This is a genomic window from Clostridium swellfunianum (assembly GCF_023656515.1).
GTDB classification, from domain to species: domain Bacteria; phylum Bacillota; class Clostridia; order Clostridiales; family Clostridiaceae; genus Clostridium_AT; species Clostridium_AT swellfunianum.
Genome location: NZ_JAMOFV010000006.1, coordinates 1,415,177 through 1,435,406 on the forward strand (window position 1 = coordinate 1,415,177; position 20,230 = coordinate 1,435,406).

The following is a 20,230-nucleotide window of genomic DNA, read 5'->3' on the forward strand; positions in this document are numbered from 1 at the left end:
AATAGTAAGACACCTCCTAAATCATGAAAAGATTTAAGGGGTGTTTTTAAGCAACTCTGGAGGTCTTAATATGATTAATAACTCTTATCATAAAGAAGAAAATAAAAGCTTATCAAAAGCAATTATTATTGGCGTAGTATCGGGTAGCATTATAGGAGCTCTCCTAGGCTTTCTTCATGAATATGGCCTATTAATTATCCCAGTGGTTTCCTCTATATTTTTAGTCGTACCTATGAATGCAATTGTAACCGGAACTCTTGTAGGCATAGTAGTTGGGGTTGTAATCAGTGGATTAATTTCTTACTTTTCCACAATAAACAAACCCAATATAGCTGAATCTTCAGCTAACAGTGGAAAACTGAAACTTCATGAGGAACGTTTAGATATAACTAAAAAGAGAGTACAAACAGCAGAAGTTAATATGCATAAGGAAATTTATACCGAAGAAAAAACTTTTACTGTACCTATTACTCATGAGGATTTAATAATAGAAAAAAAATCTATGATTGATGATAAGGCGGAGACTATTAGAATCCCTATAAAGGAAGAAAGAGTTGAAATTGTAAAGCATCCTGTGGCTTTAGAGGATGTAACCTATCATATTGAACAGTTTCAAGAAAACAAATGTATTGAAGAAACTATAAAAAAAGAAAATTTAAAAATTGACTATGAAGGTTCAGCTAAAATCATTGATAAAGAAATTAAAACTCCTGATTTATCATAGAAAATCAAGAAGATATCTAACTTCAGGATATCTTCTTATATTTTTTATTCTAAACTTTTGAGTTATAATTATATAAAGTTTAGAAAATTTTACTGCGAGGAAGGGTAAGAGATGAGCAAACTACAAGAAATCCTAGATTTTAATAAGTCTTTTGTTGAAGACAAAGAATACGATAAATACATAACTTCAAAGGAACCAAACAAGAAGTTGGTTGTCTTATCCTGTATGGATACTAGATTAACCGAGCTTCTACCAAAGGCACTAAATCTTAAAAATGGAGATGCTAAATTTGTTAAAAATGCCGGAGCTTCTATAATGCATCCCTTTGGAAGTATTATAAGAAGTATTGTTGTTGCAGTTTATGAATTTGAAGCAGATGAGGTTTTAGTAATTGGCCATCACGGCTGCGGCATGAGCAACTTAAATGTAGATAAAACTATAGAAAAAATAATCTCCAGAGGTGTATCAAAAGATGTTATAACAACCTTAAATAATGCAGGTATAGATATAAAGAAATGGCTGCATGGTTTTGATTCTGTTGAAGAATCTATAAAAGAAAGTGTAGGTTTAATTAAAAACCATCCACTTATTCCAAAGGATTTAATAGTTCATGGCTTAATAATAGATCCCAAAACAGGAAAGCTTGAAATTGTAGTTAATGGATACAAATAAGCGCTGCCTGATTCCTTAGCAAATTGCTTTAAGGAGTCAGGCAGCGTTTATTTAATACTTGTAACACTTCTCCTGCCGAATCATAAAATATTATTGGTGAGGTTAGTAACCGCAGCAAATTTCAAAGGAGAATTTAAATGTACAACAATCAATTTCTCTACTGTCCTTATTGTACTCAACCAACAATTTGTCCATATTGCAACTATCAAATGAGAAAATTTGATAGCAACTACGACTACGATAGTTTTGACTTTAATGATTACTATGAGCTAGATGACTATGACTTTAGAGCACCACAGCAAGAGGTAAACAGGATATTTCGATTGCTTAATGATCAACAACCTCAGCTTTTTAGAAACTTTACTAGATACGGAGTGCCCAGAAATCAAGTAGACAGCTACTTTAGAACTGCTATCAATTACACACTGGATAATGCCTCAAAAAATACTGGTAACCTAAATCAAAGAACTATTGCTATTTTTAATGACTTTAGAAGAAGTAACCAGGTTATTTTCAACTCCCTTCGTCGTGCAGGGGTTCCTAATAATATAATCAACAGCACCTTTAGAGATGTAATAGAATTTACTCTTAGAAACAGCACTTCTATTCCTGTTCCCCCACCAGTGCCTAAGCCAACTCCGGGTGGATGGAGCAGATGGGAAGACCTTGGAGGAACCTTAACCTCGGCACCAGCAGTTGCTTCATGGGCATCTAACAGGCTCGATGTTTTCGGAAGGGGAACAAATAATGCATTGTATCATAAATTCTGGAATGGCTCTCGCTGGAGTGATTGGGAAGAGCTTGGCGGTACTTTAACTTCTGCTCCCGCTGCTGTTTCCTGGGGACCTAATAGAATTGATGTATTTGGAAAAGGAACAAACAATGCATTGTATCATAAATATTGGGATGGCTCTAGGTGGAGCAACTGGGAAGACCTTGGAGGCAACCTAACTTCTGCTCCTGCTGCATCTTCTTGGGCACCTAACAGAATCGATACCTTTGCTCGTGGTACTGATAATGCTCTTTACCATAAATTCTGGAATGGTTCTAGGTGGAGTGATTGGGAAAACCTTGGCGGCAACCTGACTTCCTCACCTGCAGCTGTTTCTTGGGGAAATAATAGAATAGACGTGTTTGCTCGTGGTCAGGGTAACAGACTGTATCATAAGTGGTGGGACGGTTCTCGTTGGAGCGATTGGGAAGATCTTGGAGGCAACCTAACTTCTGCTCCTGCTGTATCCTCTAGAGCAGCTAACAGACTTGAAATATTTTCAAGAGGCACAAACAATCAGCTAATTACAAGGACATGGAACGGCTCTCGCTGGAGCGATTGGCAAAACCTTGGTGGAACTTTAAATTCAGATCCTGCTGCAGTTTCCTGGGGACCTAATAGAACTGACGTTTTTGCAAGAGGCACAAATAATTCTTTATGGCATATTTGGAGAGATTAGTGAGGTAAATATGGCACAGTTTAAAAACTTTTCTGGTTTTGTAACAAAAATAACTGATCTCAGGCAAGGGCAAAACGAGGAAACCTCCGGCTGCTATAAGATGATAACTCTTGAAAACAAGGAAGGAAGTATAGTAAATTTTGTAGCAGCACCTAACACTTATTTCGTAAATCATGAAGCAATATTTACAGGGGATGAAGTAACGGGCTTTTACGATGCAAATAAACCTGTAATCCTCATTTATCCACCTCAATACGAGGCCATTGTTATGTCTAAGATCTCACCAACGCAAAATATAAAGGTAGATTATTTTAACAGTCAGCTTATAAGCAGCGATGAAAATTTAAAATTAAATCTTTCTTCTTCTACTGAAATTTTACTTACTAATGATCAACCATTTAGAAGGAATCCTGCAAACAAGAATCTAATTGTTGTGTATGGACCTTCTACAAAAAGTATTCCTGCTCAAACAACTCCTTATAAAATAATTGTTTTGTGCAGAGGTGCTGAATAAAATAATGAGGACGGTTTTTCCGTCCTCATTATTTTATTTTTTGTGAGGAACTAAATGTATAGCCTCACCTGATAGCCCCATAACAGCTTCTAAAAAAACTTCAGAAAGAGTAGGGTGTGCGTGGATAGTATTTTTTATTTGACCTACCTTCATATTATTAGCTATTGCTAAAGTACCCTCATGAATCAAATCAGAAGCATGCGGCCCCATAATATGAACTCCAACTATAGCATCATCAACAGCTATTACCTTAATAAAGCCTTCTCCTTCACCTAGTGCAAGTGCCTTGCCATTGGCACCAAACATAAACTTGCTTATTTTATAAGGCAAGCCCTGTCTTTTAGCTTCGTCTTCAGTTAAGCCGGCTGAAGCTATCTCTGGAAAAACAAATATGCAGCTTGGTACCACATAATTTAAAGCTGAAGAATCTGCTCCCATAATCCTCTCGGCAGCTATAATACCTTGATGTGAAGCTACGTGGGCCAGCATTATTTTCCCATTTACATCACCGACAGCATAGATTCCTTTTACATTCGTTTCACAGTAAGAGTCTACCTTAATCCCCTTTCTATCATAGTCTATGCCAATAGCTTCAAGATTAAGCCCGCTTACTACAGGAACTCTCCCTACTGAAATAAGTACCTTCTCAGCTTCAATCTTTACGTCACCTTTTTTACCTTCTCCATATACAACATACCCATTAAAGCTTTTTTCTATTTTGTTTACTTTAGTAGATAGGTTTATATTCATACCTTTTTTCTTTAAAGCTGCCGTTAGCCTTTTTGTGATATCACTATCTGTAGGTCCTAAAATATTTGGCATGTATTCTACTACGCTAACCTTTGTACCCATTGCATTAAATACACAGGCAAGCTCCATACCTACAACTCCACCACCTATTACTGCGAGAGAGCTTGGTATGCTCTTGAAATTAAGTATATCTTCACTAGTATAAATCTCTTCCTGATCTGCACCTTCAATTGGAGGAATAGCTGATGCAGAGCCTGTAGCTATTATAAAATTGTTAGCACTTAATTCACTTGTACTTCCATCTTCTCTTGAAACTTCAACTGTATTTTTGTCCCTAAATACAGCAATTCCATTAATAACTTCAACATTATTGGCCTTTAGAAGTTGGGTTACTCCACCCACCAACTGATCAATAATACATTGTTTTCTACAGTGCACTTTTTCTATGTCAATATCAAAACCTGGAATACTTATTCCAAATTCATCTATGTTTCTTAAGGTATTTATTATTTCTGCATTTCTATAAAGGGCCTTGGTTGGAATACAGCCTCTATTAAGACATGTACCACCAAGCCTATCCTTTTCAATCAAGCATACTCTTGCACCAAGCTGAGCAGCTCTTATTGCAGCCACATATCCACCGGGTCCGCCACCTATAACTATTAAATCCTTGTCCATTTTTTTCACCTTCTTTTTATTTGTTCTAGCATATATTATTCATATAAAACAAGGTATACATGAATCCAACGCTTTTCTTATCTCATGTATACCTTAGTCAATTAACATACTTTATATATTGCAGCGGTAGTTTTACCTAACCTATTTGCTATATCTTAAAACAGGAGTTCTAGCAGCCCTAACATCATCCACTCTTCTTACAGGCGTATTGTGAGGTGCTTTCTTTAATAGCTCTGGGTTCTCTACAGCTTCCTTTGCAATATTTATCATTGCATCTACAAAAGCATCCAAAGTTTCAAGACTCTCTGTTTCAGTAGGCTCAACCATAATTGCACTGTCAACTATGAGTGGAAAATATATAGTTGGTGGATGATAGCCATAGTCAATAATCCTCTTTGCTACATCTAAAGTTGAGATTCCTGCTCCATAATCCTTTAAACCAGCCAAAACAAACTCATGCTTGCATACAGTATCTAAGGAAATATAATAATCCTTAAGCTTTTCTTTCATATAGTTAGCATTTAACACAGCGGTCTCACTTACTTTCTTAAGCCCTTCTGCTCCCATAGTAAGAATATAGGTATAGGCTCTAACAAGCATTCCAAAGTTTCCGTAGAAGCTTTTTATTTTCCCTATTGAAAGAGGTTTATCATAGCTTAGTAAGTATTTATCCTCTTCCTTTTTTATAAAAGGCACAGGAAGATATGGTATAAGTTCTTTCTTAACACCAACAGGACCACTCCCTGGACCTCCTCCGCCATGCGGTGTAGTGAAGGTCTTATGAAGGTTTAAGTGGACAATATCAAAGCCCATATCCCCTGGTCTTGTTATACCCATAATGGCATTTGTATTGGCTCCATCGTAATATAATAAACCTCCTGCTTCATGAACAAGTCCTGCAATTTCACTTATATTAGTTTCAAATAATCCAAGAGTACTTGGATTAGTCAACATAAGTCCTGCTGTGTCTTTGCCTAAAACAGCCTTTAAATTTTCTAAATCAACAGCTCCATTTTCATCTGATTTTATTTCTATTACATCGTAACCCGCAACAGCAGCACTGGCAGGATTAGTGCCATGCGCAGAGTCCGGGCATATTATCTTTGTTCTATTTTCTTCTCCTCTGCTTTCGTGGTATGCCTTCATAATCATAAGACCAGTAAGTTCTCCATGAGCTCCTGCTGCTGGCTGGAGTGTAAATCCATCCATTCCAACTATTTCAGCAAGTTTTCTTTCAAGGCTATACATAAGCTCTAGAGCTCCTTGAGTAGTTCTCTCCGGCTGATATGGATGAACATTTGCAAAGCGAGGATTTGAAGCCATATCTTCATTTATCTTTGGATTATACTTCATTGTACAGGACCCAAGCGGATAAAAACCTGAATCAACACCATAATTTTTATTTGAAAGCAAAGTATAGTGCCTTATAACATCAACTTCGCTAACTTCAGGAAGCTCTAAAGGTTTCTTTCTTAAAAATTCTTCTGGAATTAAATCTTCTCCATCTATCTCAGGCACATCACAGCTTGGAAGTGTATAAGCTTTTCTTCCTTCCTTTGATAGATCAAATATAAGCTTGTTATATTCCTTCATACTATATCACCTCCATAACTCTTACTAACCTGTCGATTTCTTCCCTGCTTCTCTTTTCGGTTACACAGAATAAGAGGCAATTTTTAATGTCCGGGTAGTTATTTTCTAATGGATATCCCCCTAAAATTCCATCCATTAGAAGTTCACTACTAACAGTAGCTGAATCGATTACGGTTTCAACCACAAATTCCTTAAAGAATGGTTTATTAAATACAGCCTTACAAGTTCCTGATTTTATGAGTTGATTATAGGCATAATGAGATTTTCTCAAGCATTGCTCTGCAACCTCCTTAAGCCCTTCCTTACCCATAACTGACATATAAACTGCAGCTGCAAGTGCATTTAAGGATTGATTGGAGCATATATTGGAAGTTGCCTTTTGTCTTCTTATATGCTGTTCTCTAGCCTGTAAGGTTAATACAAAAGCCCTCTTACCATCTACATCTTCTGTTTGACCTACTATTCTTCCAGGCATCTTTCTCATAAGCTTTGAAGTTGATGCCATAAAACCTAAATAAGGTCCTCCAAAATTCATAGCATTTCCTAAAGCTTGACCTTCTCCAACAACTATATCTGCTCCTATTTCTCCAGGAGTTTTTAAAATACTTAGCGAGATTGGATCAACCTTCATAACAAGGAGCGCCTTATTTTCATGAGTTATTTTTTCAACCTCAGCTAAATTTTCTATTATTCCAAAGAAATTTGGATTTTGAACTATAACTGCGGCTGTATTCTTGTCCACTAAGTTTCTTAACTTTTCGGAATCGGTTTCTCCCTCCTGATAATCCACCTCCATAAGGGTGCCGCCATGAAATCTAACATAGGTTTCAAGCACTCTTCTAGTGTCTGGATGAACAGTTTTAGAAACTATAATATTCTTTCTCTTTGTGCTTTCCATAGAAATCATAGCTGCCTCAGCACAAGCTGTAGCGCCATCATACATCGAAGCATTGGAAACTTCCATGCCGGTAAGCTCTGCAATCATGGTCTGATACTCAAAAATTGCTTGAAGAGTACCTTGGCTTATCTCAGGTTGATAGGGAGTGTACGCGGTATAAAATTCTGATCTTCCTGTTATATGTTTTACAACCGACGGTATATAGTGGTCATATGAACCAGCCCCTAAAAAACATACCAAATCTTCATCATTAAGATTTTTTTCTGAGAGCCTTTTAATTTCTCTGCCAACTTCAAGTTCAGACATAGGAGCATTTATGTTCAATCTTCGCTTTAATCGAACACCCTCAGGTATATCCTTAAATAATTCCTCAGTGCTGGACATTCCAATAGCTTCAAGCATTTTCTTTTGGTCTAAGTCAGTATTAGGTATATAAGGAAACATACGCAACCTCCTTTAAGCTCATTTAACTCCTATTCCTCTTTATCGCAAAAATCTTCATATTCCTCTGATGTCAATAAATCTTCAAGCTCTGACTTATCTGACATTTCTATAATTATCATCCAGTTTTCAAAAGCATTTTCATTTACTAAGGCTGGATCATCTACTACTGCATCGTTAACTTCCAGCACCGTACCACTAACTGGAGTAAACATATCAGAAGCTGCTTTAACTGATTCTACAGCACCAAAAACTTCTCCTGCGCTAAACTCTGCTTCAACCTCCGGAAGCTCAACATAGACAATGCTTCCTAGAGCATGCTGAGCATAATCAGTTATTCCAATGTAGGCCTTTTTTCCCTTAACCTTAACCCATTCATGCTCCTTTGAATAAAGTAAATCTTTTAAAACCTTCATTTCATATTCCCTCCTGCATTCATTTCTTATAATTTTTATTGTAAAATTTTTTATTTATAACTTCTGCCTTAACAGGCTTGTTTCTTATCAAGATATTTATTTCTGTTCCAAGCTCAGCATATTCATAAGAAACGAGAGCTAGACCTATGCTCTTTTTAAGAGTAGGTGACATATAGCCTGTGGTAACATAACCAATCTTTTCACCATTAGCTGTAACTTCATATCCGTTTCTTGGAATACCTCTTTCCTTAAGCCCAAAGCCAACAAGCTTTCTTTTTAGTCCCTCCTGTTTTTGCTTTAGAAGAGCTTCCTTACCAACAAAGCAGTCTTTATAAAGCTTCACAAAAAAGCCTAAGCCTGCTTCAAGAGGGGTTATTTCCTGCGAAATCTCATGACCGTATAATGGAAGAGCAGCCTCAAATCTTAAAGTATCTCTGCAACCTAATCCAGCTGGTTTAATTCCATGGACTTTTCCTGCCTCCAAAAGGCTGTTCCACAACTTTTCAATATGCTGATTATCAGTATATATCTCAAATCCATCTTCACCTGTATATCCAGTTCTAGAAACAAGACAGTTAACTCCGTCTATTGCTATGCTTTCATTAAAATAAAAAAACTTTATGTCATCTAAATTAAACTCTGTGAGCTTCTGAAGTATCTCCTGAGCCTTTGGACCCTGAAGAGCTAATTCTGAAATATCATTTGAAATATTTTCAAGCTCAACCTCATAGCTTTCTTTATTTTTAAGCATCCACTCATAATCTTTATCTATATTTCCAGCATTAATAACTAATAAATAATGCTCTCGGTTAAATTTATAAACTAGAAGGTCATCAACAACGCCGCCATCTTCATAGCACATAAGCGTATATATAACTTGATTATCTGAAAGTGTGCTTATATCATTGGTAACTAAGTTCTGAATATAATTGAAAGCATCTTTTCCTTTAACTTCTACCTCTCCCATATGAGATACATCGAACAAGCCGGCATTATTTCTTACTGCCTGGTGCTCTTCTATAATTCCTTCATACTGAACAGGCAGCAGCCAACCGGAAAATTCAATAATCTTCCCACCGTGCTTAAGATGGGTATCATATAGCCTGGTCTTCTTAGCACTCTCCATTTTAAATCCCTCCTTTTCTAATAAAGCATACCTCGTCATATTTACCTTTGAAGAATATACATTTAATAGTATTATAATTAGTTGTTTTATATGCCCTGAATATATTTTTCAAGGCTAAAAAACAAAAGGGATATGAATGCACAGTATTCCTGCGCAAATCATATCCCACTTTACATCCCTTAATTGCTTATGTTAAAATATCATATTTATAATCTAATCATAACTTCGTTTACATATTATGTCAATTAATAGTAGGATAATTAATAATTTAACAATTAATTTGAAACTTATTGTAAATTTTTTTAACTGTCTATATACTTAGTAAATATGGATTCTATGAGTTGAATATTAGTTTCTACTTATAGGTGTTAATTAAATTTTGGAGGTATAGCATGACACCAAAGCCAATCGTACAAATTAAAAATCTAAAAAAAAACATAGGTAAGAAGCAAATTATTAAAGGCATATCCTTTGATGTTTATGGGGGAGAAGTATTTGGTTTTCTTGGTCCAAATGGTGCAGGAAAGACAACCACAATCCGTATGCTTTTAGGTCTTATATCCATTACTGAAGGTGAAATATATATTGAAAGCCATAGCATAACAAAGGATTTCGAAAAGGCTATTGCTCATGTTGGCGGTATAGTTGAAAACCCTGATATGTATAAGCACCTTTCTGGATATAAAAATCTTGTTCACTATGCAAGAATGTATACTAATGTAAGAAAAGAAAGAATTGATGAAGTCATTAGGCTAGTCGGTCTTGAAAATAGAGTTAATGATAAAGTAAAAACTTACTCCCTTGGAATGCGTCAACGTCTAGGTTTAGCTCAAGCTCTTCTTCACTCACCTTCTTTATTAGTACTGGATGAACCTACAAATGGTCTTGATCCAGCTGGTATTCATGAGCTTAGAAATTTATTAAGAGACTTAGCTCATAAAGAAAATATAGCTGTATTCGTATCAAGCCATCTTTTATCAGAAATGGAGCTTATGTGTGATAGAGTTGGAATTATCCAAAATGGGTCTCTTGTTGATATTCAAACTCTAACCGATATGCTTCAGGATGAAAAAACAAGTAGTATCGTAGCTTTCAATGTTACCCCATTAGATAAAGCTAAAGAGATTCTAGAGAATTTATCTTCTAGCTACAAGCCTGCAATTAAAGAAAATGAAATCGAAGTCTCTATTGAAACTGAAGATATACCGGTTATCGTAGAAAAACTGGTTGAACAAAAAATAAGGATTTATGGAATATATAAACCAACCAGAAACCTAGAGGCTAAATTCTTAGAAGTAACAGGAGGTAATGAAATTGCATAAAATGCTTAATTTAATTCGTAATGAAAATCTGAAGCTGTATGGCCGTATCGGTACTTGGGTTATGATAGGTCTTTTAACTCTTGCTGTTATAGGTTCAGGAATTATTGTAAAAACCACATCAAAAACTATGACAGCACCTAATTGGAAAGAAGATCTTAGAAAGCAGAACGAGGATTTACAAACTACAATATCTCAAATGGAAAATATAGAAGCAACTAAAGGCGAATATACCAAGATGATAAAAATAAATGAATATAGAATAGAGAAGGATATTCCACCCGCTCGGGATAATAGTTTATGGGGTTTTGCTAGCGGTGCTTCCTCATTAATATCTCTTATTTCTCTATTCACTATTATAATAGGCGCCGGTATGGTTGCTAGCGAATTTTCTGAAGGAACAATAAAGCTCCTTCTAATAAGGCCCTCACGAAGATGGAAAATCCTTCTAGCTAAATACATATCAACTTTAATTACCTCACTTATAATGCTTATAATACTTTTTATAGTTTCTTTCATTGCAGGAGGAATACTTTTTGGCTTTGGCGGAGTGTCTGACCCTTACCTCAGCTACAGCAATGGTGCTGTAAAGGAAGTTAACATGGTTGCACATATATTCAGTGTATATGGTTATAACTGTGTCAATTTATTGATGATGGCTACTTTCGCTTTTATGGTATCAACAGTGTTTAGAAACAGCTCTCTAGCTATTGGAATTTCAATATTTCTTATGTTTACAGGGAGTACTCTTGTACAGCTTCTTAGCAAATACAACTGGGTTAAGTTTATTTTATTTGCTAACACAAATTTAAGGATGTATAACGATGGAGTTCCTCCAGTAAAAGGAATGACCCTTCAATTTTCAATAGCTGTACTTTTAACCTACTTTATTGTATTTAATGCTATCTCTTGGGTTGGTTTTTCAAAAAGAGATGTAGCAGCATAAAAAGGTGTCTGACTCTGAGGTGAAAAATCACGACAGAGTCAGACACCTTTTTTAGCTGTTAGCCACTCTTTTTTGCTTACTTACAACTAAGGCTATTGAAAAAATAGCTACTCCAAAACCTATTTCTATAAGCATGTAATTTAATATTGGTCTCAGATTCTCAAAAGTAAAGCTTGATAGCTTTCCGATTGTATTATTAGCTTTTACATACCAATATACAGGGCTAAAGCTTGCTATGGTTAGTGCCTTTTCACCTAGAAACTCCTGCGGCACAAATACACCACTTACAAAGCAAAGCCCTACCGAAAGCACATTGGATACAGCTGCCTGAGCATTCTTACTGTTTATTGAAAGTCCTACCAAGTAGCTTATGCTTAATGCCGATATCGTAAATATTAAAGCATTTATGCATATGAGAAGCCCATTATATGACATCATGTTCTTCCCATTTATTATTAGAATGAAAATAGTCATAACTGCATAACACACAAAAGCAAAAATTAAATTTCCTAAAATCATTTGAATATTAAAATTTCTATCTTTCATTGGAGAACATAGGTTTCTTCTTTTTAGATTCTTATCATTAAAAACCATTAAATTTGAGCTTACTCCAAGTATGAGCATTGCAAACAAGGAATAAGCAAAATAATTAAAATAATTTACAGCAAAAGTGTTGCTTTTCTTTTTAGCTCCAAAGGTTTTTAAATTAACTTTTATTTCAGAGGCAGCATCTTTAGAAACCTCTTTGATTAGATTCGCTTCTGTTATTCCAGGTATGTTATTAACATATACTCTTGCTGAATTCAAATATTTATTTACTGCCATGTCAACATACATGGAGGTCGTAGAACTTGGAACCGTAGTTTTTTCCAGCTCTACAGCTTCCCCCTTCATAAAAGAATCAGAGAAATTTTCAGGTATGGTTAATATATACTCTACATTTCTATAAAACAAAGCATCCTGAAGTTTTTCTTGTTCATTTTCAATTTGAACAAAGTTTACGTATTTTGATAAATAATCCTTAAATCCATCTATAAAAACAGTATTCTTGTCTAAATTTATAAAGGCGATATTAGTCTTTGTTTGTGAAAAAGTGTCTTCGCTTTTCGGCATTGATGAAATAGAAAATACCATTGCCATAGCTAAAAATACTATCAGATATATGCTCATTTGTTTTATATTGGCTTTAATAATTTTAAAATAAACCTTAAAGACTTGCATACTTCTGCCTCCTTATAATGTAGTAGGTTATCAAGCAAAACACCACAGACAATGCCACTAATATGAAGGTGTTTACAAAGAATCTACCATGAGTATTGTAATAATACAAAGTGTAGAAACCGTCTGTAATAAGACTTGCAGGATTAATGTAAGCTAAAGCAGGCAGCTTTTGTTCTACAAAATACTTTATGCTTGCCTGGTACATTCCTGATAAAATAGAACCTATCATTGAAACTGATATTAGTATTGCAACCTTCATACCTTCCTTTTTCTTTACTAAAGCACTTATCATGGCTCCCATAGAAACTCCTACCATACAGCCCACAAAACACAGCAGCAAAATATAAGGTAACTGGTTGCCAAAATTTATCTTTAAAATAAACCTTAAATATCCTAGCAGGATGAGTATTTGTGCAAATTGAACCATAAACGCTGCTGAAAAGCTATATATAAACACCTTCATCTTATGCACCGGAACCATATTAACTCTAGCTGCCCTCTTAGACAAATCCGCCTGTATATCTGTTATTTCTTTTAACCCTAGAAACCCTCCGTAAAGACATGCCATTGCGATAAGGGAATAGAAATAGTTTAAAATAGTATCTGGTTCTCCTCTTGAAGGGGAGATTTCTTTAGTGTATTCCTTATAGGATGAGATATCTTCCATTAAAGCTGTATTCATCATTGCCTGGGGATTTTCTTTAGCAATGCCTGCTATAGTACTTTCAATCTGTTTATAATTGTCTAAATAAGACTTAATAATAGTTTGGTTTAAGCCCGAAGACTTAACTACTAGATTTATATCTGGATTTAAATAAATATATCCTTCTATCTTGCTGTTTTTAAGAAGCTCTTCAGCTTTATCCTCTTCAGCAAAAGTTACGTTGAACAGTTTATCCTCTCCTGCTTTAGATACCTGTTCCATAGCTCCCTTAAAACCTTCATTGTTTTTGTAGTATTGATTATCTACTACAGCTATATCAATAGCTTTAAAAATCTCGCTGCTTGAAAGATTAGAAAATGCGATTTTAAATAAGGTAGCTAGCAGTATTGGAAAGACCAGACTCCAAAACACAAGCTGTTTATCTCTTATTAAGCATTTTAATCTTGTAACAAATATATGCCCAAACATACCTATACCCCCTGATCCCTAAGCTCTTTACCTGTTATCTCTAGGAAAACATCATTTAAAGTTGGCAGCTCCGAATAAATTTTCCCAAATTCAATATCATGTTGGTTCAAGAATTCTAAAATTCTAACTAAATTGTTCTTACCCTTTTTAGATTTAATAACCAAAGTGTTTTCCCTATATTCTGTATTCTCAACAGTAGATAATTGTTTTATTTCCTCCAACAGCTTAGGAGATAAGTTGTATACTTCTGCAGTAATCTTTTCCCCCATCTTAATCATCGCCTTTAATTCTTCTTTTGTTCCTAAAGCTACAGTCTTACCCTTATCTAATATGGCTATTCTATCGCAGATTTGCTCAACCTCTTCCATATAGTGAGTAGTATATATGATGGTTGCTCCCTGCTGATTCAGCTTTTTAATTCCTGTTAAAATATTGTTTCTGCTTTGAGGATCTACAGCAACCGTTGGCTCATCAAGGATTATGAGTTTAGGTTTATGAGCTACACCGCAAGCTATATTTAATCTTCTTAAAAGACCTCCGCTTAGCTTCTTTGGATAAAACTTTCTAAAATCCTTTAATCCTACAAACTCAATTGCTTCTTCAACAAGCTGCTTTCTCTTAGCTTTATCTTCTACATAAAGTCCGCAGAAATAATCTATATTTTCATATACTGTAAGTTCCTCAAATACTGCAACATCCTGCATTACAATTCCTATATCTTTTTTTATTTCATAAGCATCTGGTGTCATAGGCTTATTAAAAATTCTTATTTCACCCTTATCATATTTCAATAAAGAAAGAATACAGTTTATTGAGGTTGATTTTCCAGAGCCATTAGGTCCAAGAAGTCCAAAAATTTCCCCCTCTTTAACCTCTAAATTAAAATGGTCTAACGCTAAAACCTCATTATATCTCTTCACTAAGTTACTAACCTTAACTATCATGCAAAATTCACTACCTTTCATTTATATTAAAATCTACTAAGCTTTGTCTATAGCTTAATATTACAATTTTATGGTACTATTTAGTAGTGAGAGAAATCATTACTTCATATGACAATTGTCATATATATAATTCAATAAAGTTCTTACGCTAGCAATGTCACAAAATATCCAGTTTTCAAGGATTTTTGGGACATTGCTAGTGTATTAGAACTTCTGTATTATATAAATGAAATATAAATTATTAAGGAGTCAAGAAATGCTGCAAATTGTAGACAAAGCACTTATCTTTCTCTGCTTAACAAGTATATATTTACTAGATCTTCCTGAAGGCCTATGGATTTTCCCAATAATTTTATCCTTAACAATAAGCAGTCTAAACAGCTATATCGAAAGGCCAGTTTTTCATGCGATATCATTTATCGTTTACAGCATACTATGCAGCTTTTACAACAGCTTTTTATTATTTCTTCCTTTAATTCTTTACGATATTATAAGGGATAAGATGCAGATAGTTTACTTTTTTGCTTTTATGCCATTAGTAACTAACCAATTAGATGTTTCAAATAGAATTATTTTTATCACCCTTTCCTTTATGTCCTTAGCTATCCTTTTGAAGCTTCGAACTCTTAAAACTTCAAAGCTTCAAAGAGATTACATAAATTTTAGAGACAAAGCCTCAGAGGTGTCCATGCTTCTCGAAGAGCAAAATGCTAAATTAGCGGCAAATCAGGATCATGAAATTCATGTGGCCACATTAAGTGAAAGAAACAGAATAGCAAGAGAAATTCACGATAACCTTGGACATATCTTGTCTCGATGCCTTCTTCAAATTGGAGCTGTGATAGCTATTAATAAGGACCCTTCTATAAAAGAAAATCTTACTTCTATAAAGAATACGATGTCCGAGGCTATGGACAGTGTAAGAAAAAGTGTTCATAATCTTCATGAAGAATCCATAGACTTATATGACCAAATTTATAGACTTGTTAAGGAATTTTCCTTTTGCCCCATAAAGCTTGACTACGATATAAGTCAAAATCCTAATAAAAGTCTTAAATATACATTTATATCAATAATTAAAGAATCCCTGTCAAATATAATTAAACACTCTAACGCCACCGAGGTAAGCATAAGGCTTAGGGAACATCCTAGTTTTTATCAATTAATTATTGAAGACAATGGAGCTATAGAAAATTATAATTCTGAATCGGGTATTGGTATAAAAAATATGATAGATAGGGTTACTGCTTTTAATGGAAATATTAATATAAATACAGACAGGGGCTTTAAAATATTTATATCTATCCCCAAAGGCTAGCAATCTTTAGTTGCTAAGGTCTTAATACTATAATGGAGGAATAAAATGAAGGTTTTAATAGTAGATGATGACAAATTAGTTTGCGCTTCACTTAAAATTATTCTTGAAGCCGATAAAGATATAGAAGTGCCAGCCTTAGGCTACAATGGTAAAATGGCTATTGAACTATATGATAACCTAAGACCAGATGTACTTTTAATGGACATACGTATGGATACAATGACTGGCCTTGATGCCGCAGAAACAATTCTAAAAAAACATAAGGATGCCAAAATATTATTTCTAACAACTTTTCAAGATGACGAATACATTATAAAAGCTTTAAACATTGGCTCTAAGGGGTACCTATTAAAGCAAAACTTTGAAAGTATAGTTCCCTGTTTGAAAGCTGTGCAAATGGGTCAGACCGTCTTCGGGGATGAAATAATAACTAAAATTCCTTCATTAATTACCGATAATAATAAGCTTAGATTTTCAAATTTCCATATAAATGAGAAGGAATTTGATATTATAGTTCAAGTTGCTAATGGCTTAAACAACAAAGAAATTGCGGAAAAACTATATTTAAGTGAGGGCACTGTAAGAAATTATATTAGTGTCATATTAGAAAAACTAAATTTACGTGACAGAACTCAGTTGGCAGTGTTCTATTATAAGAACAAATAAAAAAGCCTAAAGGTAAATCTCTTGCTTGAGATTTATCTTTAGGTCTTTTGTTTAGTTGCTCTTCTTACCATCCGAAGCTTCTGCATCATCTGGACTTATATTTAATATAGTAAACAGCTCTTTAAACAGCTTTTGAGCTGCTGGAACTGCCGTTTGAGAAGCATAGTACTTTTCTGGATCAGGCTCTGTAACTGTAACTATTAAGGTTACTTTAGGATTATTAGATGGAGCCATCCCTGCGAAAGAGGACACATACTTTCCACTCTCATATCTTCCATTATTGGTGTCTACCTTATTTGCTGTTCCAGTCTTACCTGCAATATGATAACCTTCCATAAAGGTAGCGGTTGCAGTTCCCTTATTAACAACCTGTTCTAAGTAGGTTCTAAGCTGAGCTGCTTTATCCTTATCCATTATTGTTTTATTATTAGTATCTTCATATTTTTTTTCGACAATCTTCTTGTCTTCAGCAGTATGAGAAATCTCCTTCATAACATGAGGTTTTATCCAAGTTCCTCCATTTGCAATTGCATTAAAAGCTGCAAGATACTGTACTTGAGTAACTGCAACCCCTTGTCCATAAGACATAGTAGCAAGTTCAACAGGTCCAATATTTTTTAATGGTGTAACCAAACCAACACCTTCACCTGGCAAATCGACCCCTGTCTTTTGACCGAAGCCAATATTTCTTATAAATTCATAAAGCTTATCCTTGCCTATTTTTTGGCCTAACTGAACGAAACCAATATTATCTGAATGTTGGATAATTCCAGCCAAATCTAAAATACCATTTGCTTCATATCTATCGTTCTTAATTGTGGCGTTAGCTACTTTCATAGTTCCAGTACTATTAAATCTATCCTTTTCAGTTACTGAATCAGTTTGAAGTCCTGCTGCTGCAGTTATTACCTTAAAAATAGATCCCGGCTCAAACAAAGCTCCTACAGCAGGGTTATTCCAGGACTGTTGTATTTCTTCACTAGTCTTGCCAGCTTTTTCAGGCTTATTTGGATCATAAGAAGGTGCATTTGCCATGGCTAAAATCTCACCGTTATTTGGATCCATAATTGTAATACTTACTGATTTTGCGCTGTTTTCCTTTAGAGTTTCTTTTGCCACTCTTTCTACTACCAATTGAATTCTTGAATCAATAGTTAAAGTTAGGTCTTTTCCTTCTACAGGCTGAGCTAAAAGAATTTCAGTATTCGGCAATTCATTATTTGTTCTATCGGCTTCAAGAATTCTACGCCCCGGAACTCCTCTTAAAATCTCATTATAGCTTTGCTCAACTCCATTAATTCCATTTCCTTCTAAGTTAGTATGTCCAATAACATGGGACAAAAAGCTGCCTTCTGGATAATACCTTACTTCGTCCAGCGAAATCAGCATACCCTTATACTTTAAACTGTTAACAGCATCCGCAGACTTCTTTTCAGCCTGTCTTTTTAGGGATACGAATTGAAGAGGCTTCCCTTTGCTGTCTTTACTAGCTAATATTTTTTCAACCTTGCTCTTGTCCATTTCAAGAGCACTCGCAAGCTCTGAAGCTGCCTTATCATCTGTAATTTTCTTATCTTCCAAATAGGCCTTAAGTACCATCAAGTCTGCATCGATTCTATAAGATTGCATACTTATAGCTAGCGTAGAACCATTCCTATCAAATATAGCGCCTCTCTTTGGAGCTATTTCTATAGTTCTTGTCCACTGTCCTTCCGCATATTCCTTATATTGAGCACCCTTAACCCCTGTAATGTAAAGCAACCTGCCCATAAGAACTATAAAGAGCAGTGAGAACACTAAACCTGTAATAAAAAACCTTTTGTTTTTAACCTTCTTTTTCTTCATGTTCGATACCAGCCTAATCCTAAGTTTTATTCAATTATATCATAAATTTAATAGAATACTTAAGAATTATGCTGACAAAATTTAATACTCTGCTGTATCCTCATTCATAGATAAAGTAATATTTAAATTTCCATTCCTGCATCTCAAATCGTCTAAAAACTCCTTTTGACTTTTACCATTATCCATTGTTACTGTAAATACAAGCTGAAACAAACTTCCTAAATCTGTTGTTTTAACTTTTATAAGTTCATGGTGAGTTGTATACTTTGCAAATATATCATCAAAAGCACCTTCATAATCTAAATCCTCTGGGATTGTAATCTTTAAGAGTTTATGAGAAACTTTTCTCTCCCCAAAATTTATAACATTAAGAACATACATTAGCACACTAAGGAAAACTGTAAACAGTCCCGCATAGCCATAGGCCCCTACACCGCAGGCTAACCCTGCCGCCATAGTAAATAGTACAAAAGCTATATCCTTTGGGTCTCCAGGCGCACTTCTAAATTTGATTATTGAGAAAGCACCTGCTAAACTGAAAGCTCTGGCAACATTGCTTCCTATTAAAAGAACTATAATAGCTATTACTGTTGGAATAATCACAAGGGTTAAAGCAAAGTTTTGAGAATACCCTGCTCTGTTTGAAGTTTTCATATAAGTTATGCTAATAATTGCTCCTAGTATAAAAGATATAAGAATAGTCAAAATTGAATCCATTAAAGGTATTGCTGTACCAGCTGCGGCTGTACTTGATACTGAGTTGAATATTGAGTCAAACATTTTTTCATTTCCTCCTTAGAACTTTTACTTTTTGTAAGCATCTTTTCATATTCCTTGCCATATTTTGAAAAACTGGTTTTATAAACTTTGTACTCAGATAAAAGCCTTGAAAGCCAAATAGGAATATTATTCTCTGCTTTAACTTCCATAAGCCATTCTCCTTTTTCTAAGAGAAATTCCCCATAGTCTCCAGCTTCAAGCTTTAAATCATATCTTCTCGTTCTAATATTTGTGTCAAAGGTTATTCTTAAACCCCTGTCTTCCTTGCTTAACATAGCTTTTCTGTCATAGGCCAAGTAAAGCTTTGGCTCAACCTCATAAAGCTTCAAAATGTATCCTATCTCATTTAAAACTTGCTTGTTCATGTAATGTTTTAATTCTGGCTTTTCTCCTGTATCCACAAATTCATAAGCTTCGTTAAGCCTAATGCCTGTTCTTCTCTTATTAACCAATCCATTAAATTTTTTCTTGATCTCTAAAAATACTTTGTCATTTTCTTTAGGAACTCCATAGGCTCTAAGTCGAAGCTTTTCTTTATATTTAGGCTTAGACAAAGAATTTCGTATTAAATAATTATCTTTAGTATCATAATAGATATTACTTATTGTATAAAAATCATGAGCCTTATTATAGACATCCATCTCCATATATTCTAGAAGCCTTTCATTCATTACTTTGTATATATCATTATCAACTATAAACTTGCACTCATTTCTGCTAAAGACCTCAATAGCCATCTAAATTTCTCCCTTCCTAACTTTTTCCGTCGCTGCCCTATGAACTTATTTTATTAAAA

19 protein-coding genes are annotated in these 20,230 nt (G+C 34.7%); 8 read left to right on the forward strand and 11 right to left on the reverse strand.

The features are described from left to right. The first annotated feature begins 70 nt into the window (after positions 1-70). From NBE98_RS06455 to NBE98_RS06470, 4 genes are all read left to right on the forward strand, one after another. Entirely contained in the window at positions 71-724 is a 654-nt protein-coding gene (locus tag NBE98_RS06455) for a YsnF/AvaK domain-containing protein (RefSeq protein WP_250813776.1), read from the forward strand. Between the two features lie 111 nt (positions 725-835). Beyond that, a complete protein-coding gene (locus tag NBE98_RS06460; RefSeq protein WP_250813777.1) occupies positions 836-1,396 on the forward strand; it encodes a beta-class carbonic anhydrase in 561 nt (186 codons plus the stop codon). Positions 1,397-1,533: 137 nt separating this feature from the next. Continuing rightward, complete coding sequence (locus NBE98_RS06465; RefSeq protein ID WP_250813778.1) at positions 1,534-2,847, forward strand: PLL family lectin; 1,314 nt, start codon at positions 1,534-1,536, stop codon at positions 2,845-2,847. Between the two features lie 10 nt (positions 2,848-2,857). Continuing rightward, complete coding sequence (locus NBE98_RS06470) at positions 2,858-3,361, forward strand: hypothetical protein (RefSeq protein ID WP_250813779.1); 504 nt, start codon at positions 2,858-2,860, stop codon at positions 3,359-3,361. A 33-nt stretch (positions 3,362-3,394) separates the two neighbouring features. Here NBE98_RS06470 and lpdA read toward each other — a convergent pair whose 3' ends face one another. From lpdA to gcvT, 5 genes are all read right to left on the reverse strand, one after another. Continuing rightward, on the reverse strand, positions 3,395-4,789 hold the full coding sequence (gene lpdA / locus NBE98_RS06475) for a dihydrolipoyl dehydrogenase (RefSeq protein ID WP_250813780.1): 1,395 nt from the start codon (positions 4,787-4,789) through the stop codon (positions 3,395-3,397). A gap of 141 nt (positions 4,790-4,930) precedes the next feature. Continuing rightward, entirely contained in the window at positions 4,931-6,382 is a 1,452-nt protein-coding gene (gene gcvPB / locus NBE98_RS06480) for an aminomethyl-transferring glycine dehydrogenase subunit GcvPB (protein ID WP_250813781.1), read from the reverse strand. Position 6,383: 1 nt separating this feature from the next. Continuing rightward, positions 6,384-7,724, reverse strand: coding sequence for an aminomethyl-transferring glycine dehydrogenase subunit GcvPA (gene gcvPA / locus NBE98_RS06485; protein ID WP_250813783.1), 1,341 nt, complete (start codon positions 7,722-7,724; stop codon positions 6,384-6,386). 29 nt (positions 7,725-7,753) lie between these two features. Next, complete coding sequence (gcvH, locus tag NBE98_RS06490; RefSeq protein WP_250813784.1) at positions 7,754-8,137, reverse strand: glycine cleavage system protein GcvH; 384 nt, start codon at positions 8,135-8,137, stop codon at positions 7,754-7,756. A 19-nt stretch (positions 8,138-8,156) separates the two neighbouring features. Further along, positions 8,157-9,263 carry a glycine cleavage system aminomethyltransferase GcvT gene (gene gcvT / locus NBE98_RS06495; protein ID WP_250813785.1) on the reverse strand — a complete coding sequence of 369 codons (1,107 nt, stop codon included), beginning with the start codon at positions 9,261-9,263 and terminating at the stop codon, positions 8,157-8,159. A 392-nt stretch (positions 9,264-9,655) separates the two neighbouring features. Between gcvT and NBE98_RS06500 the strand changes: the two genes are divergently transcribed. Further along, on the forward strand, positions 9,656-10,585 hold the full coding sequence (locus tag NBE98_RS06500) for an ABC transporter ATP-binding protein (RefSeq protein ID WP_250813786.1): 930 nt from the start codon (positions 9,656-9,658) through the stop codon (positions 10,583-10,585). Between the two features lies 1 nt (position 10,586). Continuing rightward, a complete protein-coding gene (locus NBE98_RS06505; RefSeq protein ID WP_250817488.1) occupies positions 10,587-11,528 on the forward strand; it encodes an ABC transporter permease in 942 nt (313 codons plus the stop codon). 51 nt (positions 11,529-11,579) lie between these two features. Here NBE98_RS06505 and NBE98_RS06510 read toward each other — a convergent pair whose 3' ends face one another. Genes NBE98_RS06510 through NBE98_RS06520 form a run of 3 tightly spaced genes read right to left on the reverse strand, consistent with a single transcriptional unit; the run spans position 11,580 to position 14,825 of the window. Further along, positions 11,580-12,749, reverse strand: a complete 1,170-nt coding sequence (locus NBE98_RS06510) for an ABC transporter permease (RefSeq protein ID WP_250813788.1) — start codon at positions 12,747-12,749, stop codon at positions 11,580-11,582. Then, positions 12,736-13,881, reverse strand: coding sequence for an ABC transporter permease (locus NBE98_RS06515; RefSeq protein ID WP_250813789.1), 1,146 nt, complete (start codon positions 13,879-13,881; stop codon positions 12,736-12,738). Before NBE98_RS06515 ends, NBE98_RS06510 begins: the two co-directional genes overlap by 14 nt. 2 nt (positions 13,882-13,883) lie before the next feature. Beyond that, the gene (locus tag NBE98_RS06520; protein ID WP_250813791.1) at positions 13,884-14,825 is read right to left on the reverse strand and encodes an ABC transporter ATP-binding protein; all 942 of its coding nucleotides are present in this window, start codon (positions 14,823-14,825) and stop codon (positions 13,884-13,886) included. Positions 14,826-15,081: 256 nt separating this feature from the next. On the opposite strand from NBE98_RS06520, the gene NBE98_RS06525 reads away from it, so the two are divergent. Further along, positions 15,082-16,143 (forward strand): sensor histidine kinase, encoded by a 1,062-nt coding sequence (locus NBE98_RS06525; protein WP_250813793.1) that lies wholly within the window; start codon positions 15,082-15,084, stop codon positions 16,141-16,143. A gap of 45 nt (positions 16,144-16,188) precedes the next feature. Beyond that, positions 16,189-16,809, forward strand: coding sequence for a response regulator transcription factor (locus NBE98_RS06530; RefSeq protein ID WP_250813794.1), 621 nt, complete (start codon positions 16,189-16,191; stop codon positions 16,807-16,809). 51 nt (positions 16,810-16,860) lie between these two features. Here NBE98_RS06530 and NBE98_RS06535 read toward each other — a convergent pair whose 3' ends face one another. The 3 genes from NBE98_RS06535 to NBE98_RS06545 all read right to left on the reverse strand — a co-directional run bounded on the left by NBE98_RS06535 (position 16,861) and on the right by NBE98_RS06545 (position 20,171). Beyond that, positions 16,861-18,654 carry a peptidoglycan D,D-transpeptidase FtsI family protein gene (locus NBE98_RS06535; protein WP_250813796.1) on the reverse strand — a complete coding sequence of 598 codons (1,794 nt, stop codon included), beginning with the start codon at positions 18,652-18,654 and terminating at the stop codon, positions 16,861-16,863. Between the two features lie 81 nt (positions 18,655-18,735). Beyond that, a complete protein-coding gene (locus NBE98_RS06540; RefSeq protein ID WP_250813798.1) occupies positions 18,736-19,434 on the reverse strand; it encodes a DUF4956 domain-containing protein in 699 nt (232 codons plus the stop codon). Continuing rightward, entirely contained in the window at positions 19,371-20,171 is an 801-nt protein-coding gene (locus NBE98_RS06545; RefSeq protein ID WP_250813799.1) for a polyphosphate polymerase domain-containing protein, read from the reverse strand. The genes NBE98_RS06540 and NBE98_RS06545 overlap by 64 nt, the downstream gene beginning before the upstream one ends. Positions 20,172-20,230 lie beyond the last annotated feature (59 nt).

Bases quoted from the DNA above. Each gene is read 5' to 3' on its own strand.
- NBE98_RS06505 (WP_250817488.1), top strand. From the start codon at position 10,587: ATGCTTAATTTAATTCGTAATGAAAATCTGAAGCTGTATGGCCGTATC.
- NBE98_RS06465 (WP_250813778.1), top strand. From the start codon at position 1,534: ATGTACAACAATCAATTTCTCTACTGTCCTTATTGTACTCAACCAACA.
- gcvPB (WP_250813781.1), bottom strand. From the start codon at position 6,382: ATGAAGGAATATAACAAGCTTATATTTGATCTATCAAAGGAAGGAAGA.
- NBE98_RS06540 (WP_250813798.1), bottom strand. From the start codon at position 19,434: ATGTTTGACTCAATATTCAACTCAGTATCAAGTACAGCCGCAGCTGGT.
- NBE98_RS06535 (WP_250813796.1), bottom strand. From the start codon at position 18,654: ATGAAGAAAAAGAAGGTTAAAAACAAAAGGTTTTTTATTACAGGTTTA.
- NBE98_RS06510 (WP_250813788.1), bottom strand. From the start codon at position 12,749: ATGCAAGTCTTTAAGGTTTATTTTAAAATTATTAAAGCCAATATAAAA.
- NBE98_RS06520 (WP_250813791.1), bottom strand. From the start codon at position 14,825: ATGATAGTTAAGGTTAGTAACTTAGTGAAGAGATATAATGAGGTTTTA.
- NBE98_RS06515 (WP_250813789.1), bottom strand. From the start codon at position 13,881: ATGTTTGGGCATATATTTGTTACAAGATTAAAATGCTTAATAAGAGAT.
- NBE98_RS06470 (WP_250813779.1), top strand. From the start codon at position 2,858: ATGGCACAGTTTAAAAACTTTTCTGGTTTTGTAACAAAAATAACTGAT.
- gcvH (WP_250813784.1), bottom strand. From the start codon at position 8,137: ATGAAGGTTTTAAAAGATTTACTTTATTCAAAGGAGCATGAATGGGTT.
- NBE98_RS06530 (WP_250813794.1), top strand. From the start codon at position 16,189: ATGAAGGTTTTAATAGTAGATGATGACAAATTAGTTTGCGCTTCACTT.
- gcvT (WP_250813785.1), bottom strand. From the start codon at position 9,263: ATGGAGAGTGCTAAGAAGACCAGGCTATATGATACCCATCTTAAGCAC.
- NBE98_RS06545 (WP_250813799.1), bottom strand. From the start codon at position 20,171: ATGGCTATTGAGGTCTTTAGCAGAAATGAGTGCAAGTTTATAGTTGAT.
- gcvPA (WP_250813783.1), bottom strand. From the start codon at position 7,724: ATGTTTCCTTATATACCTAATACTGACTTAGACCAAAAGAAAATGCTT.
- NBE98_RS06460 (WP_250813777.1), top strand. From the start codon at position 836: ATGAGCAAACTACAAGAAATCCTAGATTTTAATAAGTCTTTTGTTGAA.
- NBE98_RS06525 (WP_250813793.1), top strand. From the start codon at position 15,082: ATGCTGCAAATTGTAGACAAAGCACTTATCTTTCTCTGCTTAACAAGT.
- NBE98_RS06455 (WP_250813776.1), top strand. From the start codon at position 71: ATGATTAATAACTCTTATCATAAAGAAGAAAATAAAAGCTTATCAAAA.
- NBE98_RS06500 (WP_250813786.1), top strand. From the start codon at position 9,656: ATGACACCAAAGCCAATCGTACAAATTAAAAATCTAAAAAAAAACATA.
- lpdA (WP_250813780.1), bottom strand. From the start codon at position 4,789: ATGGACAAGGATTTAATAGTTATAGGTGGCGGACCCGGTGGATATGTG.